The organism is Leeuwenhoekiella marinoflava DSM 3653 (assembly GCF_900129005.1).
In the GTDB taxonomy this organism is placed as follows: domain Bacteria; phylum Bacteroidota; class Bacteroidia; order Flavobacteriales; family Flavobacteriaceae; genus Leeuwenhoekiella; species Leeuwenhoekiella marinoflava.
In genome coordinates this window covers 136,317-151,896 of record NZ_FQUN01000009.1, presented here as the reverse complement: position 1 = coordinate 151,896, position 15,580 = coordinate 136,317, and the positions used below count along the sequence as shown (strand labels likewise).

Genomic DNA, 15,580 nt, shown 5'->3' with positions numbered 1-15,580 from the left:
ATGTCTGAAGGTCCCTCCTCATTATATCCTCAGGAAGTTTCCTTAACTAATTGCGATAAAGAACCCATACATATTCTCGGTAAGATTCAGAGTCATGGTTATTTGCTAGCCTGCGATCCTGTCAGTTATAAAATCACATATTGTAGTGAAAATATAAATCGACTTTTTGATAAAAGAGTTGATGAGCTTTTAGGATCTCAGATAACTGATTTGTTTAAAAACCGTATTTCTGAAATTTTAAAAACTGTTGAATCTTCAGAAAAGACGAATCCTGTGCAGTTGGAAATTAAAGGAGTTTCTTATCTTTTAATAGCACATATCAATGAAGGAAACCTAGTCGTAGAGTTAGAACCTTTTGAAAACCTTAGTGACCCGTTTAAATATCAAGATCAATTATCTGAAGTCGTTACCAGATTAAATTCGGTAATAGACGAGCAGAGAATGTGTGATATAACCGCAGATCTTATTAAAAAATTTTTTGATTATGACCGGGTGATGATTTATCGTTTTGACGAAAATTGGGACGGTGTTGTTGTTTCAGAAGCTCGAGAAGAGCATTTAGAAAGCTGGTTAGGTTTGCGCTATCCCGCTTCAGATATACCACAACAGGCACGTAAATTGTTTTTAAGACAAGGTGTACGCATTATTGCAGATGTGGCCAGTGAACCGGTATCTATACAAGCTTTGTCTGGTGATGAGCGCGATAATCCTATTGATCTCTCAATAAGTGAAACCCGGGCGTCTTCAACAATTCATATTGAATACCTTGAAAATATGAATGTGGGAGCTACCCTTACCGCAGCTATAATTTCAAAAGATAATTTATGGGGACTTGTAGCTTGTCATCATTACAGTCCTAAGTTGGTTAACTATTATCAGCGACAGTCTTGTAAATTTTTGACTCAAGTATTTTCGAGTCAGTTGGTGCTTTCTAAAGCAAATGTGTTGCTTCAGAAGGTAAATAAAGCAGCTGTTTTAAGAAGTACGTTGCTAGAAAAAATCAGTAAAGATTGGAATATACACAAAGGACTTACTAAAGGAGCAGCTACAATGCTCGATATAACAGAGGCTACCGGTGCAGCAGTGATACTTGATGATCGTATCACTACGGTAGGTAAAGTACCTTCTGAGGAAGAAATTTATGAGTTAATAGCCCTTCTAAAACAAGATAAAGAAGACCTTGTATTTACTGCAAATTTGTGTGAGAGTCACAATTGTTCATCCTCTTTAAAGTCCTATGCGTCTGGTGTTTTGTGTATTTTTCTTTCCGCAGCAAAAAAGAATGCGCTCATTTGGTTTAAACCAGAAAAAATAGAGACCGTGACCTGGGCAGGAAATCCTGATAAACCAGTTGCCGTTGATGAAAACCAACGCATTTCTCCAAGAAAATCTTTTGATAAATGGTCTGTTGAGCAATCTGGAAAATCAGATCCTTGGTATGATTATGAGATTGCAGCAGCAAAAGCTTTAAAAGAAAATATATCTGAAATCATTCTTGAAAAATATGAGGAGGTAAAAGAGCTCAATAAATTGTTGCGTAGTGCGTATGAAGATTTGGAAACCTTTAGTTATAGTGTGGCTCACGATCTAAGAGCACCGTTAAGAGGGATTGATGGTTTTGCCCAGATACTGAAAGAGGATTATTTTGAGCAATTAGATGACTTTGGAAAATCATCAATAGAAACGATTATCAATTCATCTTTTAAGATGAATCAGCTTATAGATGATATTTTAGAATTTTCTAAAGTTTCCCAGTCAGAGGTTCAAAAAGGTAACTTTTCAATGGTTGATTTAGTTCAGGAAACCATCCAGTTTTTACAGATTGAAAAAGACTTTTCGAATGCAAAAATTAGTGTTGAAGAGTCTATGCCGCAAGCTTATGGCGATCGTAAAATGGTCTTACAGCTTATGCAAAACTTATTGACGAATGCTTTAAAATACACGCAAAACGAGCAAAATCCTTTAATTGAAATCGGCCATACTGTTATAGATCAAATGGATTATTTTTTTGTAAAAGATAATGGTATTGGTTTTGATCAAAAGCATGAGCGCCGCATCTTTAAATTATTCAACAGATTGGTAGGAGATGAGTATGGAGGTTCAGGAATAGGGCTAACCATAAGTCAACGTATTGTTAAGAAACATAATGGTGAAATAAAAGTGGTAAGTGAAGCTGGTAAGGGAAGTACTTTTTTATTTAATTTAGGATAAAAATTTTACAATTGAAATCTGAAAACTACATTTTATCAATAGAAGATAACACTACAGACATTGCGCTGATGGCTCGCATTTTTGAAAAGCGAATACCTGACTATGCTATTAAACATATTTCTGACGGTGAAACAGCTATTGACTTTATAGAGAGTAATGATTTTAAGAAGCAATCTCCTAAGTTGATATTGCTGGATATAAAAGTGCCAAAACTTGATGGTCTTGAAGTTTTGAGACACTTTAGAAAACATAAAGAATTCAAAGCGATTCCGGTCGTGATGATGAGTTCTTCAGACCTTAATGATGACAAAGAAAAAGCATATTTGTTAGGAGCAAACAGTTTTATGGCAAAGCCAAAAACCTTTCTTGAACTGTGTGAAACCTTACCTGCTTTAATTAATAACTGGATTATTTAAAATAAAAGATGATTACAGAAGTGTTAAAGATTTTAATGGTTGAGGATAATCCTACTGATGTCATTTTGATAAGGCGGGAGATTTTTAAAATAGCAGAAAATGCGCAGATCACTGTGTGCAATAACCACAGCGATTATAAAAAGAATCTTGTGAGTAACCCGCCAGATCTAATCATTTCTGATTATAATTTGCCTACAAGTTCTGGTTTAGAGATTTTAGAGACAGCTCAAAGACTGGTGCCTTCGGTTACATTTCTCTTTATTACAGGTACCATAAATGATGAAGAACTTGCTGCAGATACTATTCTAAATGGGGCTTCGGGATATATTTTAAAAAAGAATATTAGTGTCTTGCATAAGAGGTTGAAACCGTACCTTAATGCAATCGCTAAAAACGGACCGATGATGCATCCGGTGCGTAAAAAAATAGTGGAGAGTAAAAAGCTTGTAAAAGACATCGAGGTTTTCTTAGAAAATTTTTCAAGAGAAAATATGTCTCACCGCGAGGGAATGTTAAAAATACAAGAAGACTTAAAACGCCTTAAATCTGGATATGATTTTAAAACACTTAAAGAAGCAGACAGCAATCCTCCATCAGGAGACTGAGCAAGATAATCTGGCCAAATACATACTAGATCATAGTATCACTAAAGAACAATACAAAGCTTTATTAAAACAGAATTATAAGGCTTATGCTACTATTTATGGTCTTATAAAACAAAATATAGGGCAAATACCGATTAATTTGCTGGATTTTGCAGATGATAAAAAGGTAATGGATCTTGAGTTAGATTTAAATCAGGTTGATGCGACAATTCCGGAAATTGATATTGATGCTTCAAAGCCGTTGTCAACAGCTGAAATTTTAGGAATCTTGTATGTAGTTGAAGGTTCTATGATGGGTGGCTTACTCATTAGAAAAAATTTAGAATCTTGTTCTAATTTAAAGCATATTGGAAAGCATCATTTTTTCGGTAAAAATCCTCCTGAGGTATTGAATAGATGGAAGTCATTTACAGCGGCAGTAGAATCTAAAGCGTATTCAGAAGCAGAAATGGATGCAGCTGTAATAGGAGCCAACTCTGCGTTTTCAGTGTTTAAGGATGCGTATGAAGCTTAACTCTTTCTACATTTTATAACTACCGTAGAATTGTTAGCTAGTGTAGTAAAGAACAAGTAGGTTTCCCCACCATCTTTGATTTTAAATTTTTTACGCAGCGCAGAAACAGATTCTTTAAAATTTCGGGTGGTGATGTTCGCTTGAGTGTTTTTAAACGATTTTGAAACTTCCTTCTTAGAATAGTTAATCACCGAATCAATCTGAAACCTCCTTCCGGGGAATGCTATAAGTTCTTCTGAAGTGTATAAATGTGCATTAGCAGAAAGTTTATCGAGTTTATAATTTTCACTGATCCAATTGAAAGCGCCCAGTTTTAGAAGAGCTGCATTGGGTTCGTATAAGTAAGCGTGTGGCTCTCCATAAATTGCTTCAGCGTGATTGAGTTTAGTATTAGCGATCACAACGGGTTCATCAAAATCGCTATCTAAATTCACGGCGATATAATCTATAGAATCAGAATTCTGGTTTTTGTCAATAATCCACAAAAGCTCTTTTACCTCATTTTTTACAGCGACACAGTGTATAGTAACTACTTTTCTTAGTTCGCTAAGTGCAGCGGTAATGTCTAATAACGGACTGGTCTTAATTAGTATTTTATCTGCTATCCCGAGTAAAAAATTTAAGTTTTCAGGAATATTAGGTTCGCAATCTTTCAGCATAAAAACCTTTCCTTTGCTGTCGTGACGCCGAGAAGGATCTGTATAGATCAAATCATATTTTTCCGTGGAACCTTCAAGATAAGAGATGCTATTTTTTGAGGTTACAGTAACATTTTCTACACCTAAAGACTTGTAATTATGCTGTGCTATTTCGGCTAAATCTGCGTTAAGTTCGCAGTGCGTTAGGTGCTCAAATCGTTTACTTAAATAATAATCATCTATTCCAAACCCACCGGTTAGATCGATAGAATTTCTCCCTGAAAATAACCCGGCTTTGTATGCTGCGGTTTTTTCTGAAGAAGTTTGTTCTAAATTTAATTTAGATGGAAAATAAATTTGTGGGGTTTTAAACCAGGTAGGTAATTTCTTTTCAGCCTTTTGCAAACCAATTATCTGCTGTGCTAGTTCCTGCGAGCTCACATCAGCAAAGGGTGATTTATTAAGAATAATACGGGAAGCATCTTCTTTATAATGCTCCTTTATAAATTCAATAACATCAGGATCTAGCAGACGTTTATTCATACAAGTTTTTAGTAAGCTTTTGTACGATTTTATATTCGGATAAGAATTCTTTAGCAACCACTTTTATCGCCGTGTAGGCAGGTATAGCGACTACCATACCGAAAATGCCAAAAAGCAATCCTGCAATAATGATAACCAAAAAGATTTCGAGCGGATGTGACTTAACACTGTTTCCGAATATAAGCGGTTGATTCACAAAGTTATCAATGAGTTGTGCGATACAATAACCAATAAAAATATAGATCATTTTAGGTAAAATTACTGTTTGAAAATCTGCTGTAAAATAGCCACTAATAACTAGAAGCATCATCACGACACCTCCTACAACCGGTCCAATATAGGGCACAACGTTAAGCATGGCGCAAAAGAGTGCGATCGCAAATGCATTAGGAATCTGAAAGCTCACTAAAAGAATTGCATAGATGAAAAAAAGAATCATCAATTGTAATAAAATACCTAAAAAGTATCTGGAAAGTAATTGTTTGGTTTTGTGAAATACGTGTCTAAAACGACGCTCTTCACCCTGATTAGCAAAAACCAAAAAGCTGTCTAAAAGCAACTGACTATCTTTTAAAAAGAAGAAAGAGATGAAGATTACAGATAATAAGCCTACGATCAATGAACTAAAATTCCCTAAAATACTGTTGATAAAAGTTGGTATCACTGATATATCAAAGTTTTTAATAAAATCAGATTGTTTCAATCCTTCAATTAAAGTAACCTGATCAACACCCATAGAGCGGCTAAATTCTATATTCAGTCGACTGATATTGTGCTTAACTTCGTCGAAGTTGATTTTACTTATGTGTTCACTTTGGTCGATCAAAATAGGGATAAACAAAGCCAAAATGCCGGATATTAGTACTATAACCATCAATAAGGTTGTTATAGCCGCTGCAACGGCGCTAAAGCCACATTTATTTTTTAAAAGATTTACAATAGGTCTTCCTATCAATGAAATTACTGCGGCAATACAGATAAACATAATAACCGCTTGAACTTTATATAAAAACCAAATAGCCAAGATGATACCACCAATTATAGCAAGAGCTCTTAATATTCCGTAGGCAATTATTTTAGATTTATTTTCCATATTTGGGGCTGTTAATTAGCTGGTAGGCTGCAATAGCAGCAGCTTGGGTAACGTTCATACTGCTATTTTTACCGCGCATCGGTATGTGAATGGTATGGTTGATTGCGTTTAAAATAGCTTCTGATATTCCGTGGCGTTCGTTGCCTAAAACTAAGGCTATTTTTTCAAAATTATGTGCTGCAAAATTTTCAAGCGATTGGCTGGTTGTTGTTAATTCTAGACCTAAAACGGTATAACCTTCTGTATTGAGATCTGTAATTAATTCAGTTGTCTTTTCAATTTCAGAAAATGCAATAGACTTTTCACTAGAACGCGCAGTGCGTTTGAGCCGCGTGCTGTCAAAATTTATAGAACTGTTACAAAAATAAATATGCGATATTCCTAGTGCGTCAGAAAGCCTGAATAAACTTCCTGCATTAGCCGGACTGTTGAGTCCGTCACAAACCAATACAAACGGAAGCAATGCTGCTTCGGTTAGTGTAGTTTCATGGGATAGTTGCTCAGTTTTCAAAGGCGTACTTTATGATGTTTGCACCCATTTTTAATGCTTTTTCTCTAATGGCAGGTGGGTCATTATGTACTTCCTGACTTTCCCAACCATCACCCAGATCGCTTTCTAAAGTATATAGAAGAACCATTCTTCCTTCTTTGAAGAGAGCGAAGGCTTGAGGTCTTAAACCATCGTGCTCGTGAATTTTGGGTAAACCTTCTTTAAATTCAAAAGCTGTAGAAAAAACCGGATGATCTGCCGGTAATTCGATTAATTCTTCCTGCGGAAATAATTTTTTGAGTTGTGGTCTTAAGTATTCGTCAATCCCATAATTATCATCAATATGCAAAAAACCACCGCTGTTTAAGTAATTCCTTAAATTCTGAAGCGCTTCATCTGAGAAAAAAACATTTCCGTGGCCCGTCATATGTACAAAAGGATACTGCATTATTGATGGATCTGTAGAGGTTACAGTGGCTACATTTTCATCAAGTGCGGTATGTATGGTCGTGTTGCAGAACTTTACAAGATTAGGTAGAGAGGTAGGATTACCATACCAGTCGCCACCACCTTCATATTGAAGTACGGCTACTTGTTGCGCCTCGAGGTGAGTCGTTAATAGAACTGTTAATAAAGCGCTTAGTATAAACCGGTACACCTAATATTTCTTTTATAAATTGAAAGACGAAATTACTTATTTTCTAGGCAACACCCTATTTTTTAAGCAGTTCATTATGTATTGTTTTAATTATTGTTAATGATAATAACTAAATAGTTTAACGTCGAAAAAATACTGTTTTATGAGTTTACCCAATGACGCATACTTAGCACAGATCACACCTATTTTACCCGTTAAAAATGTTCTCCATGCTTTAGAGTTTTATATCAAAAAGCTCAAGTTTGAATTGGTTTTTATAGATGAAGAACGCAACCCTAAATATGCCGGTATACGCCGAAACAATATCGCTTTGCATTTACAATGGCAGGATGCTTCAGAGTGGGGAATTAGTAAAAACAGACCAATGCTTAGAATTCAGGTGCAGGGTATTGAAGCACTTTACAAAGAGTATCAACTTATGGGTGTTTTTCACAACCACACTTCTCTTGAAGAAAAGCCCTGGGGCAATCTGGAATTTGCTTTTTACGATCCGTATATGAATGGTTTAACCTTTTACCATTCTCTATAAACTTACTAAGCTTTTACTGTTTGTTTCAGTGGAATTTGATGTCTTAGTAAATCATCAAAGGTTTCTCGTTTTCTAATGAGTTGTGCTTCACCTTCAATAAATAAAACTTCAGCAGGACGTAATCTAGAATTATAATTACTCGCCATACTAAAGCAGTACGCGCCGGCATTACTAAAAGCAAGGATGTTTCCTTCTGCAATTTCTGCAATACGACGGTTTGTAGCAAACGTATCGGTCTCACAGATATAACCTACAACAGAATAAAAACGCTCTCTGCCTTTAGGATTACTAATGTTTGTGATTTCGTGACGGCTTCCGTAAAACATAGGGCGTATGAGGTGATTAAAACCGCTATCTATCTGTGCAAAAACAGTAGATGTCGTTTGCTTAATCACATTTACATTCGCTAAGAATTTTCCGGCTTCGCTAACTAAGAATTTTCCAGGTTCAAAAACAAGGGTTAAAGCTTTACCGTAACTTTTTTCAAATTTATTGAATCTTGAGCTCAATTTATCGCCCAGTTCTTCAATATTAGTCTCTATATCACCTTCTTTGTAAGGAACTTTAAAGCCACTACCAAAGTCTAAAAACTCTAGGTCTTTAAAGTCTTTCGCAGTATCAAAAAGAATTTCAGCAGCGTGTAAGAATACATCAATATCTAAAATATCACTTCCGGTATGCATATGAATACCGTTAATATTCATACCTGTATTTTTTACGATACGCAACAAATGCGGAATTTGATGTATGCTGATGCCAAATTTACTATCGATATGACCAACAGAAATATTGGTGTTTCCACCGGCCATCACATGTGGATTGATACGTACGCAAACCGGAGTTTTAGGATGTTTTGTGCCAAATTGCTCCAGAATAGAAAGGTTGTCAATATTGATCTGAACCCCCATTTTTGCAACTTCTTCAAGTTCGTCAAGAGATACACCATTAGGTGTAAACATAATTTTAGCAGGATCTATTCCGGCAGCAAGAGCGAGTCTTACTTCTTGAATACTTACGGTATCCATACCGGCACCAAAACTGTGAATCAATTGAAGAACTGCAAGATTAGACAAGGCCTTTACAGCATAGTTTACCCGTAAATTCTTAACCTTCTTAAAAGCAGAAGTTAAGCGGTTATATTGTGATTCTATTTTTGCCGCGTCATAAACATAAACGGGGCTGCCGTATTCTTTAGCTATTGCTATAAGGTTTTGGTTAGTCATAATCTTTAAACTTTAAGCGTACAAATCTAGTATAGAATATCTACTTATACACCGTATACCACTAAAAAATAAGACATAATCTGCGAGAAGTTTAAAAAAGTATAGTTTTGAGAAACATTTCTGTACTTTCACAGGTGTTTAAAATGTATTCTGTTTGGTAAAGCAGAATCAACTACTCGATTATGACTCAAAATTTGGCGATGTTTCCGCTTGAACTTGTGGTATTTCCTGGAGAGCGCTTGGCACTTCATATTTTTGAAAACAGATATCAGCAACTAATTGCAGATTGTGAATTGCAGAATATGATCTTTGGTATTCCGGCGTTCTTCAACGGAAAACTTTCCTACGGAACAGAAGTACGTTTAGAAAAGGTAGAAAAGCGCTATCCCAGTGGAGCTAGTGATATTGTATGTAGAGGGCTTTGGGTTTTTAAAATTGAATCTTTTTATCCGGTTTATAACGAGAAAATGTATTCTGGTGCAGCGGTTACTTTTTTAAACACAATCGAAGATGGAACAGCTGCGCAGCGTGACTTATTTTTCAATCTTGCAAAGCGTTTTCACGCGCTTTTAGGAGCAGATTCAGATTTGAGCACAGGTGCAGCGATTAACTCCTATAGTTTTCCACATAAATTAGGCTTGAGCTTTAAGCAAGAACTAGAATTATTAAAACTTTATAGTGAATCTGCGCGATATGTTTACGTAATAGACCACTTGACTGTGACGTTGCCTGTAGTTGAACAAATGAATCGTACCCGTGAACTGATACAGCTTAACGGACATTTTAAAAATTTTGATCCGTTAGATTTTACAGACTATAAACTTGATGAGCTCTAATAAATAAGCCCCCGTAAATCCCAAGTAAATTACTAGCAGAGTTTAGGCTAAATACTTATTTTTGCTCTGCAAATTTCAAATAAATAGAAACGCCTGATTATGAATCTACACGAATATCAAGGAAAAGAAATACTTAGCAGTTTTGGAGTGCGTATACAGCGCGGTAAAGTAGCTACTACTCCAGCTGAAGCAGTAGAAGCTGCAAAAAAACTTACTGAAGAAACCGGTACAGGCTGGCACGTGATTAAAGCTCAGGTACACGCCGGAGGTAGAGGAAAAGGTGGTGGAGTGAAGTTGGCAAAAAACCTTCAGGAAGTAGAAGAGATCGCAGGACAAATCATCGGGATGAATTTGGTAACCCCTCAAACTTCTGCAGAAGGTAAAAAAGTTCATCAGATTTTAGTTGCTGAAGATGTATACTATCCTGGAGACAGTGAGCCGGAAGAATATTATATGTCTGTTTTATTAAACAGAGGTACCGGTAAAAATATGATTATGTATTCTACCGAAGGTGGGATGGATATCGAAGAAGTGGCTGAGAAAACTCCACATTTAATTTTTACAGAGGAAATAGATCCTGCAACAGGGTTATTGGGATTTCAGGCAAGGCGTATAGCTTTTAACTTAGGTTTGAGCGGTACAGCTTTTAAAGAAATGATCAAGTTTGTTGCAGCATTATATAAAGCATATTCAGAATCAGATTCTTCATTATTTGAGATCAACCCGGTTTTAAAAACCAGTGACGATAAAATAATGGCTGTAGATGCAAAAGTATCTTTAGATGACAATGCATTATACCGTCACAAAGATTATGCAGCTATGCGTGACAAACGTGAAGAAAACCCAGTAGAAGTAGAGGCTAAAGAAGTAGGTCTTAACTATGTTGACCTTGACGGTAATGTAGGCTGTATGGTAAATGGAGCAGGTCTTGCAATGGCAACTATGGATCTTATCAAGCAAGCAGGTGGTGAGCCGGCTAACTTTTTAGATGTAGGTGGTACTGCAGATGCAGAACGTGTAGAAACTGCGTTTAACCTTATTCTTAAAGATCCTAATGTAAAAGCAATCTTAGTAAATATCTTTGGAGGTATTGTACGTTGCGATCGTGTTGCACAAGGTATTGTAGATGCTTATAAAAATATGGGAACTATCAATGTGCCTATTATTGTTAGACTTCAGGGTACAAACGCAGATATCGCAAAAGAATTAATAGACAACAGTGGTCTTGATGTTCAAAGTGCGGTTCAGTTTCAAGAAGCAGCAGATAAAGTTCAGCAAGTTCTTGCTTAATTTTTAAAGCATATTTTTTTCCGCAAAGCGGTATTTGAAAGCCTCAATTTTAAAGATTGAGGCTTTTTTTATGCGCTTATCTCCATCGTTTGAGATGTTTTTTAAAAAAATATTTCAAATATATTTTTCTGAAATTTCAGTTTGATAAATTAGTTTTAATTAACTGAAATTCAACGGTATAAAATTTAATTAATTGATTTAGTTACAAAGGTTAACTGGTTGATTATTAAGACTTAAAATAGTTAATAAACTGTTAAATCGAAATGATGGGTGTAACTGTTTGGTTTCTGGGGCGTCTTTTTAGTACATCATTCAAAAATCAAACATTATGAAAACTTTTAAAACAATGGTACTTGCAGTTGCAATCATCTGCGGTACAGCGTTAAGCGCAAACACAACAGAACCAACCGAGCCAACAGCAAAAACTACAAGCAAAGCTGTTAAGAAGGCAATGAACAGAGAATTGAGTAATTTCTTATCAGATTCTAATTTTGAAGTTGAAGAGACTGTTTTAGTAAATGTTTCTTTTACGGTTAATAAGAACAACGAGGTAGTTGTACTTAATGTGGACTCTAAAGATGCTTCGATTGAGAAGTTTATACAAGGTCGTTTAAATTATAGAAAGCTTGATTCAAAAGCTTTAATTGGTCAAACCTATCACGTACCGGTAAAGCTAGAAGGTACAAAATAGTTTTAGTTTAATATTTTTAGTTAGTCCTAAAAGCCCGGCTGATTCAGTCGGGCTTTTTATAGGTATGAATTGTCAAAAAGTCAGTAGAAACTAACTATTGAGTGACAGAATGACTTGTGAATTGTGTTGGTATCTATTTTGCTACTATCTAAGCGTAAGTAAAAATATAATCTAAAATTTATAGATATGAGCTTAGTAAAAAGAACAAACGACAATTGGTTACCATCAGTTTTTGACGATATGTTTAAGACAGATTGGTTAGGAGGAACCACTAATGTTAACAATATAGGAGTTAGTATTCCTGCGGTTAACATTATAGAGAATGATGAGAGCTTTGAACTTGCAGTAGCGGCTCCCGGAAAGACTAAAGCAGACTTTAATATTGAGTTGGATAATGATGTTTTGACGATATCTGCTCAAGAAAGTAAAGAATCTGAGAAGTCTGAAGAAAAAGGAAAATATACGCGTAGAGAGTTTAGTTACAATAGATTTAAGCGTGCTTTTAGCCTACCGGAAACGGTAAACAGCGCGAAAATTAACGCAAGTTATGATAATGGAGTTTTAAATATTTCAATCCCAAAGAAAGAGGAAGCTAAAATTCAGGCAAAACGCTTGATTGAAATTTCTTAAAATTGAAAGAGTAAGCTTTTTTGGTTAGTAAGAAAGATCCCGGACTGTAATAGTTCGGGTTTTTTTAGTTTATATTTTAAATAAAGCGCTTGTTATTTTCTGGGATGAAAGGTATTCATCACATCAGCAAGATGTGTGCGATCTACGTGCATATAAACTTCGGTGGTAGTTATACTTTCATGTCCCAGCATTTGCTGTATGGCTCTTAGGTCGGCTCCGTTTTGTAATAAGTGCGTAGCAAAAGAATGTCTAAATGTATGTGGACTGATCTTCTTCTTAATTCCGGCTTTTTGAGTATGGTTGCGAACTATAGTAAAAATCATCGCCCGTGTGAGTTGTGCACCGCGGCGATTTAAAAAGAGTGTGTTGGTGAATTCCGGTTTTGGATCCTCGTGCGCCCGTATCTCATTTATATAAATGTCAATATACTTTTGTGTAATTGGAGCGATGGGTACAAAACGCTGTTTCTCTCCTTTACCGGTCACTAATATATAGCCTTCATCAAAAAAGAGATCCGATAATTTTAAGTTGAGTAACTCAGAGACGCGGAGACCACATCCATATAATGTTTCTATAATTGCACGATTGCGTTCTCCCTGAGGTGTGCTGAGGTCTATAGATTCTATTATACTGTCTATTTCTTTTTCAGATAAGGTATCTGGAAGTTTTCGGCCTACCTTGGGAGATTCTATTAAGTCGGTTGGATTGTCTCTGCGGTAATCTTCAAATACCAAATAGTCGAAGTACCCTTTTAATCCTGAAATCAAACGAGCTTGTGAAGCAGCATTTAATGTTTTTGCTTTAGCGTAAATAAATTCCTGAAGGCATTCTCGATGAATGGATAACGGGTTTTCTTTAACTGAATTTTCATTGATCCAATTTATGAGTTTAGCCACATCAAGGCCATAATTAATTACAGAATTCTCTGAAAGCCCACGTTCAAGCTTTAAGAATAATTTATAATCAGTTAACGATTTTTGCCAATTCATAAATAAAATAGAATTTATTTGGGAGTGTTTTAAATATAATTTATCAAAGCATTAATAAGTTGATGTCTGAACGAAAAGTAGTTTTGTCTCAAATCTAAATATAAAAATCATGAAAAAATTATTTTTTACAGCAATACTTGTTTTTGGAACTACTTCTCTAATACAGGCACAAAGCGAGTTAGCTTTTGGTATTAAAGGTGGTGTTAATTTTTCCAATTTAACGGGTGATGGTGTTGATGGCTTTAACGATGATAATGCAAGAACATCATTCAACCTAGGTGCAGTTCTTGAAATTCCTGTAACCGAAAGATTTGCAGTACAACCAGAGGTTTTTTATTCTGGTCAAGGTTTTGATTTGGTTCAAAGAGATGATGCGCAGGACACAGAATTTCAATTAAACTACATCAACGTTCCTGTTTTAGCAAAAATCTACTTAGTTCAAGGGCTTTATTTAGAGGCAGGACCTCAAGTTGGTTTTCTGGTAGATAGTAAAATTGACGGGCCAAATGCTACTATAGGTTTGGATGAGGACAATTTTAATGATATTGACTTTGCAGGTGCAGTGGGTGTAGGTTATAAATTTAATGGTGGTTTGTTTTTAAACGCACGTTACACCCAAGGATTCTCTGATGTTTATGATAGTGGAGAAGGTAATGGTTTTGATGCAAAAAATGGGGTATTTGCTGCATCAGTTGGATTCAGCTTTAACTAGTGTAAAACATTTGAAAGATTTTTAAAGCCTCGCAATGCGGGGCTTTTCTTTTTATAACTTTTTACGCTTATAATTTTAACATAAATTAACAAATTTAGTTGCTTGTGTTTCAGTACAATAATTTGCAACAAATTCTGTAACAGGCATTTATTGATGACACATTTTATTCTTTAAGAATTGTTATTTACTTAAAAATCTAGTTTTCAAATGATTCTAATTGCAGGAAGTAGAAGCTTCCCAATTGGGTTTTTTTTAATAAATATTAATGGTCTGTTATGATTCGTTAAGCCTTATAGGCTCTAGTTTTGTTTCAAATTATAAACAACAAATTATTATGAAAAAGCTTATTTTAATTGCAAGTTTTATTGCTTTAGGAACAACAGCAGCTAAGGCTCAAGATACGTTTCATTTTGGAGTTAAAGGTGGTGTGAATTTTGCAAATATCGCTGGAGATGATTCTAGAGATCAGGATTCAAGAACCAGTTTTTATGCAGGTCTCGTTGCAGAGCTTCCTATTTCTGAAATGTTCTCAATTCAGCCGGAGGTGATTTATTCTGCTCAGGGTTCTACAATCGCGACTATAGATCAGGATAATGTTTTTGACGTTGACGATAACACAGAATATCAGTTAGATTACATCCAAGTGCCTTTAATGGCTAAAATTTACTTGGCAGATGGTTTAAGCCTACAGGCAGGCCCTTCATTCAATTTCTTAGTAAATGAGGAGATTGATTATCAACCAACATCTTCTTCAGGAGAAATTGATATTGTAGATGGAGCAAACGATTTTGAGTTTGGTACAGCAGCAGGTTTAGAATATCAGTTTGATAACGGCTTGTTCATTCAGGGACGTTACACCAGAGGATTTACCAAAATCTATGATAATGTAAGTGCTTACAACTATGCGATTCAAGCAGGTGTAGGTTTTGTATTCTAAAACATACTTCAATAACCAACCAATTTTACTAAGCCTCGCGATGCGGGGCTTTTTTTATGGTTATTTTTTAAATTACCTTTACTCGAGAATCAAGATTTTAAGTCGATTCAAGAAGGCTCATTAGCAACAAATTTCAATTTATTTAAATGGCAAAAGAACTCAAAATACTCATCATAAATGGTCCTAACTTAAACTTATTAGGTAAACGCGAACCTGAAGTTTACGGTAATCAAACTTTTGGAGACTATTTTTCGAAATTGCAATTTCAGTTTAAGGAAACGGAATTATCTTATTTTCAGTCTAATTCTGAAGGGGATTTGATTACCAAAATTCAGGAGGCAGATGGCGTTTTTGACGGTATTGTTCTCAATGCAGCTGCTTATACGCATACTTCTGTGGGGATAGGAGATGCTATTGCGGCGATTTCTGTGCCGGTAATTGAGGTTCATATCTCTAATACATTTGCTCGCGAAGCCTTTAGACATCAGTCGTATATTTCTAAACACGCTAAAGGAATCATAGTAGGTTTTGGCTTGCAGAGCTATGAATTGGCTATTAAATCGTTCTTATAATTA

The 15,580-nt window shown here is 35.5% G+C and carries 18 protein-coding genes; 12 read left to right on the top strand and 6 right to left on the bottom strand.

What is annotated here, in order from left to right:
• The 4 genes from BUB91_RS09310 to BUB91_RS09295 are packed head-to-tail and all read left to right on the top strand — an operon-like array spanning position 1 to position 3,746.
• Entirely contained in the window at positions 1-2,211 is a 2,211-nt protein-coding gene (locus tag BUB91_RS09310) for an ATP-binding protein (RefSeq protein WP_073098965.1), read from the top strand.
• An 11-nt stretch (positions 2,212-2,222) separates the two neighbouring features.
• A complete protein-coding gene (locus BUB91_RS09305; RefSeq protein WP_241652593.1) occupies positions 2,223-2,627 on the top strand; it encodes a response regulator in 405 nt (134 codons plus the stop codon).
• Positions 2,628-2,635: 8 nt separating this feature from the next.
• Positions 2,636-3,232 (top strand): response regulator, encoded by a 597-nt coding sequence (locus tag BUB91_RS09300; protein ID WP_073098964.1) that lies wholly within the window; start codon positions 2,636-2,638, stop codon positions 3,230-3,232.
• Positions 3,180-3,746, top strand: a complete 567-nt coding sequence (locus BUB91_RS09295) for a biliverdin-producing heme oxygenase (RefSeq protein ID WP_073098963.1) — start codon at positions 3,180-3,182, stop codon at positions 3,744-3,746. Before BUB91_RS09300 ends, BUB91_RS09295 begins: the two co-directional genes overlap by 53 nt.
• Here BUB91_RS09295 and BUB91_RS09290 read toward each other — a convergent pair.
• The 4 genes from BUB91_RS09290 to BUB91_RS09275 are packed head-to-tail and all read right to left on the bottom strand — an operon-like array spanning position 3,743 to position 7,168.
• Positions 3,743-4,927 carry a THUMP-like domain-containing protein gene (locus BUB91_RS09290; protein WP_073098962.1) on the bottom strand — a complete coding sequence of 395 codons (1,185 nt, stop codon included), beginning with the start codon at positions 4,925-4,927 and terminating at the stop codon, positions 3,743-3,745. The genes BUB91_RS09295 and BUB91_RS09290 overlap by 4 nt on opposite strands.
• Positions 4,920-6,020, bottom strand: coding sequence for an AI-2E family transporter (locus tag BUB91_RS09285; RefSeq protein WP_073098961.1), 1,101 nt, complete (start codon positions 6,018-6,020; stop codon positions 4,920-4,922). The genes BUB91_RS09290 and BUB91_RS09285 overlap by 8 nt, the downstream gene beginning before the upstream one ends.
• Positions 6,010-6,531: a TrmH family RNA methyltransferase gene (locus BUB91_RS09280; protein ID WP_083557895.1), complete on the bottom strand. Its 522-nt coding sequence runs from the start codon at positions 6,529-6,531 to the stop codon at positions 6,010-6,012. The genes BUB91_RS09285 and BUB91_RS09280 overlap by 11 nt, the downstream gene beginning before the upstream one ends.
• A complete protein-coding gene (locus BUB91_RS09275; RefSeq protein WP_083557894.1) occupies positions 6,521-7,168 on the bottom strand; it encodes a DUF4159 domain-containing protein in 648 nt (215 codons plus the stop codon). The genes BUB91_RS09280 and BUB91_RS09275 overlap by 11 nt, the downstream gene beginning before the upstream one ends.
• Before the next feature lie 142 nt (positions 7,169-7,310).
• Here BUB91_RS09275 and BUB91_RS09270 point away from each other — a divergent pair, with 142 nt between their 5' ends.
• Positions 7,311-7,697: a VOC family protein gene (locus BUB91_RS09270; protein WP_073098960.1), complete on the top strand. Its 387-nt coding sequence runs from the start codon at positions 7,311-7,313 to the stop codon at positions 7,695-7,697.
• Between the two features lie 5 nt (positions 7,698-7,702).
• Here the strand turns inward: BUB91_RS09270 and lysA are convergent, their stop codons facing one another.
• Positions 7,703-8,920 (bottom strand): diaminopimelate decarboxylase, encoded by a 1,218-nt coding sequence (gene lysA / locus BUB91_RS09265; protein ID WP_073098959.1) that lies wholly within the window; start codon positions 8,918-8,920, stop codon positions 7,703-7,705.
• 182 nt (positions 8,921-9,102) lie between these two features.
• Between lysA and BUB91_RS09260 the strand changes: the two genes are divergently transcribed.
• The 4 genes from BUB91_RS09260 to BUB91_RS09245 all read left to right on the top strand — a co-directional run bounded on the left by BUB91_RS09260 (position 9,103) and on the right by BUB91_RS09245 (position 12,367).
• Positions 9,103-9,756, top strand: coding sequence for an LON peptidase substrate-binding domain-containing protein (locus BUB91_RS09260; RefSeq protein ID WP_073098958.1), 654 nt, complete (start codon positions 9,103-9,105; stop codon positions 9,754-9,756).
• 99 nt (positions 9,757-9,855) lie between these two features.
• Positions 9,856-11,046: an ADP-forming succinate--CoA ligase subunit beta gene (gene sucC, locus BUB91_RS09255; protein ID WP_073098957.1), complete on the top strand. Its 1,191-nt coding sequence runs from the start codon at positions 9,856-9,858 to the stop codon at positions 11,044-11,046.
• Between the two features lie 328 nt (positions 11,047-11,374).
• A complete protein-coding gene (locus BUB91_RS09250) occupies positions 11,375-11,737 on the top strand; it encodes a hypothetical protein (protein WP_073098956.1) in 363 nt (120 codons plus the stop codon).
• A gap of 186 nt (positions 11,738-11,923) precedes the next feature.
• Positions 11,924-12,367, top strand: coding sequence for an Hsp20/alpha crystallin family protein (locus BUB91_RS09245; protein WP_073098955.1), 444 nt, complete (start codon positions 11,924-11,926; stop codon positions 12,365-12,367).
• A gap of 92 nt (positions 12,368-12,459) precedes the next feature.
• On the opposite strand, the gene BUB91_RS09240 is transcribed toward BUB91_RS09245, so the two are convergent.
• A complete protein-coding gene (locus tag BUB91_RS09240) occupies positions 12,460-13,356 on the bottom strand; it encodes a site-specific tyrosine recombinase (RefSeq protein ID WP_073098954.1) in 897 nt (298 codons plus the stop codon).
• Positions 13,357-13,465: 109 nt separating this feature from the next.
• Here BUB91_RS09240 and BUB91_RS09235 point away from each other — a divergent pair, with 109 nt between their 5' ends.
• The 3 genes from BUB91_RS09235 to aroQ all read left to right on the top strand — a co-directional run bounded on the left by BUB91_RS09235 (position 13,466) and on the right by aroQ (position 15,577).
• Positions 13,466-14,068 carry a porin family protein gene (locus BUB91_RS09235; protein ID WP_073098953.1) on the top strand — a complete coding sequence of 201 codons (603 nt, stop codon included), beginning with the start codon at positions 13,466-13,468 and terminating at the stop codon, positions 14,066-14,068.
• A 334-nt stretch (positions 14,069-14,402) separates the two neighbouring features.
• Positions 14,403-15,005: a porin family protein gene (locus BUB91_RS09230; RefSeq protein ID WP_073098952.1), complete on the top strand. Its 603-nt coding sequence runs from the start codon at positions 14,403-14,405 to the stop codon at positions 15,003-15,005.
• Positions 15,006-15,151: 146 nt separating this feature from the next.
• Complete coding sequence (aroQ, locus tag BUB91_RS09225; protein ID WP_073098951.1) at positions 15,152-15,577, top strand: type II 3-dehydroquinate dehydratase; 426 nt, start codon at positions 15,152-15,154, stop codon at positions 15,575-15,577.
• Positions 15,578-15,580: the final 3 nt, after the last annotated feature.

Bases quoted from the DNA above. Each gene is read 5' to 3' on its own strand.
- BUB91_RS09310 (WP_073098965.1), top strand. From the start codon at position 1: ATGTCTGAAGGTCCCTCCTCATTATATCCTCAGGAAGTTTCCTTAACT.
- BUB91_RS09300 (WP_073098964.1), top strand. From the start codon at position 2,636: ATGATTACAGAAGTGTTAAAGATTTTAATGGTTGAGGATAATCCTACT.
- BUB91_RS09295 (WP_073098963.1), top strand. From the start codon at position 3,180: ATGATTTTAAAACACTTAAAGAAGCAGACAGCAATCCTCCATCAGGAG.
- BUB91_RS09290 (WP_073098962.1), bottom strand. From the start codon at position 4,927: ATGAATAAACGTCTGCTAGATCCTGATGTTATTGAATTTATAAAGGAG.
- BUB91_RS09285 (WP_073098961.1), bottom strand. From the start codon at position 6,020: ATGGAAAATAAATCTAAAATAATTGCCTACGGAATATTAAGAGCTCTT.
- BUB91_RS09270 (WP_073098960.1), top strand. From the start codon at position 7,311: ATGAGTTTACCCAATGACGCATACTTAGCACAGATCACACCTATTTTA.
- lysA (WP_073098959.1), bottom strand. From the start codon at position 8,920: ATGACTAACCAAAACCTTATAGCAATAGCTAAAGAATACGGCAGCCCC.
- BUB91_RS09260 (WP_073098958.1), top strand. From the start codon at position 9,103: ATGACTCAAAATTTGGCGATGTTTCCGCTTGAACTTGTGGTATTTCCT.
- sucC (WP_073098957.1), top strand. From the start codon at position 9,856: ATGAATCTACACGAATATCAAGGAAAAGAAATACTTAGCAGTTTTGGA.
- BUB91_RS09250 (WP_073098956.1), top strand. From the start codon at position 11,375: ATGAAAACTTTTAAAACAATGGTACTTGCAGTTGCAATCATCTGCGGT.
- BUB91_RS09245 (WP_073098955.1), top strand. From the start codon at position 11,924: ATGAGCTTAGTAAAAAGAACAAACGACAATTGGTTACCATCAGTTTTT.
- BUB91_RS09240 (WP_073098954.1), bottom strand. From the start codon at position 13,356: ATGAATTGGCAAAAATCGTTAACTGATTATAAATTATTCTTAAAGCTT.
- BUB91_RS09235 (WP_073098953.1), top strand. From the start codon at position 13,466: ATGAAAAAATTATTTTTTACAGCAATACTTGTTTTTGGAACTACTTCT.
- BUB91_RS09230 (WP_073098952.1), top strand. From the start codon at position 14,403: ATGAAAAAGCTTATTTTAATTGCAAGTTTTATTGCTTTAGGAACAACA.
- aroQ (WP_073098951.1), top strand. From the start codon at position 15,152: ATGGCAAAAGAACTCAAAATACTCATCATAAATGGTCCTAACTTAAAC.